The 3563-nt window shown below is 67.2% G+C and carries 3 protein-coding genes; 2 read left to right on the plus strand and 1 reads right to left on the minus strand.

What is annotated here, in order from left to right; all coding sequences use genetic code 11:
• Positions 1–78 precede the first annotated feature (78 nt).
• On the plus strand, positions 79–663 hold the full coding sequence (locus ACRDUX_RS04495; RefSeq protein WP_526411426.1) for a YdcF family protein: 585 nt from the start codon (positions 79–81) through the stop codon (positions 661–663).
• Positions 664–667: 4 nt separating this feature from the next.
• On the plus strand, positions 668–1981 hold the full coding sequence (locus tag ACRDUX_RS04500; protein WP_526411428.1) for an acyltransferase family protein: 1314 nt from the start codon (positions 668–670) through the stop codon (positions 1979–1981).
• On the opposite strand, the gene ACRDUX_RS04505 is transcribed toward ACRDUX_RS04500, so the two are convergent.
• Positions 1954–3563: fatty acyl-AMP ligase (locus ACRDUX_RS04505; protein WP_526411430.1), on the minus strand; the 1610-nt coding region annotated here is incomplete at its 5' end. The genes ACRDUX_RS04500 and ACRDUX_RS04505 overlap by 28 nt on opposite strands.

Here is a 3563-nt window from a genome sequence, read left to right on the forward strand (position 1 = left end):
CTCTAAAAGGTCGGACGGCCGGACGACCGCACCGGCAGTAACATGGGACCCATCTGTCACACCAGATGCGGAGGACCCATGCGACGCCGATGGAGAGCGGGAGCCGGTGCGATGGTCCTCGGCGCCACCATCGCACTCGGCGGATTCGGTGCACCCGCTGCTCGGGCAGCCCCACCGGCACCCGCGGTGAAGGACTTCTCGAAGCCCGCCATCGTCATCCTGGGCTACGGACTCAACCCGAACGGCACCATGCGGACGATTCTGCGACGACGCGTGCTCACGGGCCTCACGGTCGCGCAGTTCTTCCCACAGTCGCCCGTCATCGTCACCGGCGGCAACCCGCAGAGCGGGAGAACCGAAGCCGAGCAGATGCGAAACATGTTGCTGCTAATCGGCTTTCCCGCCAACAGGATCATCGTGGAGGACCGGGCCAACAGCACCGTCCAGAACGCCCAGTTCTCGGTGCCGTTGGCGAAGCAGGCGGGTACCTCGGGCATCATCCTGGTGACGTCGACGACACATCAGGGTCGCGCCGACGGAGACTTCGTCGATGCGGGCGGCAACCTCCTCTCGACCGTGAGCTACCCGGACGGTGATCCCGCCGTCAACGTCGTCCAGTTCGCACGCGACGCCATCAGTCCGTTCGTCGGCGTCGGAGGCTGAGACGATGCAGGCCCGCGAGCTGTCGGCGGACCTGTACCGGGTGGTCGCCGTGACGCTCGTCGTGATCGGACACTGGCTCGTCTCGGCGGTGACCTACCAGGACGGCCGGTTCGGCAACGACTATCCCCTCGACATCCTGCCCTGGACACAGTGGCTGACCCTGGTGTTCCAAGTGGTCCCGGTGTTCTTCCTGGTGGGCGGCTACGCCAGCGCGACGTCGTGGGCACACTGGCAAGAGGCCGGCGGCCTGCGGCGCACGGAGTGGGTTCGACGCCGGCTTGGCGTGATTCTGGGGCCGACCGCGGTGTACGTGATCACGGCGCTCGTCGTGGTGGCGGCGCTCGTGCTCGCGGACGTCGGGCGTTCGCCACTGGCGTTCGGGGGGTGGGCGGTCGCCATGCATCTGTGGTTCGTGCCCGTCTACCTCGTCGTGGTCGCGTTGACTCCCGCGGCGATGACCGCCCACGGCAGATGGGGACTGTTGGTGCCGGTGGTCCTGGCTCTTGCGGTCGCGGTCGTCGACGTGGCTGCACGGATCACCGACGTGGCCGGGTTGGGCGCCGTCAACTACGTTCTGTGCTGGGCCGCGGTCTATCAGCTCGGCATCTGTTGGCGCGGTGGAGCATTGCGCGGCAGGCGGCCAGTGGTTCTCGCCGTGGCGAGCGCCGTCGTGCTGGCGATCCTGCTGGGTTTGCGGTGCTATCCGATCAGCATGGTCGGTGCGCCGGGGGCGACCGCGCAGAACAACTTCCCGCCCAACGTGGCCTTGCTCGCGTTCAGCGCGGCGCAGGCCGGTTTCCTGGTCACGGTGGCGCCCGCGGTGACTCGCCGACTGGCGAGGTCCCGGGTGCGCCGACCGCTGGCCGCGGCGAACCGGAAGGTGATGGCGCTCTACCTGTGGCAAATGGTTCCCGTCGTGGTGGTCGCTCTGGTGGCCTACCCGGCTGGCCTGCTCCCCCAGCCCGAGCCGGGAACGGGGACGTGGTGGTTGTTCCGGCTGGTGTGGCTGGCGATCCTGTCGGTCGTGGCCGCGGGTGAGCTGGCTCTGGTGGGGCTGGCGCGACCGGTGACCAACCGCGCACTGCCGACGACCGTGATCCGGCTGCCCAGTTGGTGCGCGGCGCCGCTACTCGTCGTCGGCATCGTGACGGCCACGATGGCGCTGGCGGGGCTCGCGGTCTACGGATTCGCCCCAGCCGGGCGTTTTCCGACCGTCGAGGCGCTGTTACTTGCCGCAGGGATCGGTCTGTTGAGTCTCACAACCCTTGCTCCCCAAGGTCTTTCATCGCCTCAGTCCCAGTCGCCGTCGAGGTACTGAACCCGGCACGCCCGACGGGCGAGCTTGCCGCTCGTGGTGCGCGGAATGGCGCCGGCAGGCAGGATACGCGCGTCGTGGACGGAGAGCCCGTGGTGATCTGCGACGGCCGCTCGGATCGCCTCGATCGCCTGCTGCGGATCGGTGCGGCCGGTGCCCGCCGCACGTTCGGCGATGATCACCAGGCGGTCGCCGTCGCCATCGGAATCCGTCAGGTCTGCCGCCGACACCGAGAATGCCGCCACGTATCCCCGGCGCACGGCGGGCGAGGCGTCCGCGGTCGTTGCTTCGATGTTCTGCGGATAGTAGGCACGGCCGTCGATCACGACGAGATCGGCGATTCGGCCGGTGATGTAGAGCTCACCGTCGAGATAGACCCCCAGATCGCCGGTCCGCAGCCACTTCGCCTCGGTCAGCACGCCGTCGGCGTGACTGCCCGCGTCCAACCGGGATCGCAGCATCGCGCCGAACGTTCGCCGGGTCTCGTCGGGCAGCCCCCAGTATCCGCGACCGATGTTGTTGCCGTGCAACCACATTTCGCCTACCCGCCCGTCGGACAGTTCATCGCCGGTGTCGGGGTCGACGACGACGCCCCACTGACTGCGCGCGATCTGGCCCGACGACACCTGGGCCACCGCGTCGGGCGCATCCGCGGCGACACGCACCGCATGACCGGCGGCCAACTGGTCGCGGTCGAAGTACACCACCGTCGCCTCGGCGGCGGGATCGGTGGTCGAGACGAACAGCGTCGCCTCTGCGATTCCATACGAGGGCTTGATGGCCGTCCGCGGTAGTCCGTACGGCCTGAACGCCTCGTTGAAGGAGTTGATGGCGTCGATGCTCACCGGTTCGGAGCCGATGATCAGCACGACGTTGCTCAGATCGATGTCGTCGTCCGGCCCTGGTAGGCCGCGCTGTGCCGTCCACTCGTAGGCGAAGTTTGGTGCGGCAGTGACCACGCGACCGTTCCTCGACTCGTCGGACAACGCATGAATCCACCGCTGCGGTCTACGGATGAACGCTGTCGGCGACATCAGGGTGGAGTGTCCGCCGTACACGGCGGGAAAGCCGATCATCGACAAGCCCATGTCGTGGTACAGCGGTAACCAGCTGACGCCGTGAGTGTTTCGGTCCAGCAGATCGATGGAGAGAATCATCTGGATCAGATTCGTGCCGACTGCCCGATGGGTGATCTCCACACCGACGGGGGGTCGGGTCGAACCCGACGTGTACTGCAGGTGCGAGACGTCATCGACGCCAATTTCGACGGGGACGAACCCGCTCTGGTCGGAGTCCGGTATCCGATCGATCACGACGATCAGGGGCCTGCGCACCCGCGGGAGCTTGTTCAGAAACTCCTCGACGGCGTCGACCGCCGCAAGGGTCGTCAAGACGACGGTCGGCCGCGAATCGCGAATCGCCGTATCGAGACGTTCGGCGTGGCCGGGTAATTCGGGGGCGAACAGCGGCACCGCGATGTTTCCCGCCTTGATGGCCGCGAAGAAACCTGTGACGTAGTCGATCCCTTGCGGCGCAAGGATTGCCACCCTGTCTTCCCGAGCGGCGATCCGTTGTAGATGAGCAC

Source organism: Mycobacterium sp. (assembly GCF_050701675.1).
GTDB lineage: Bacteria > Actinomycetota > Actinomycetes > Mycobacteriales > Mycobacteriaceae > Mycobacterium.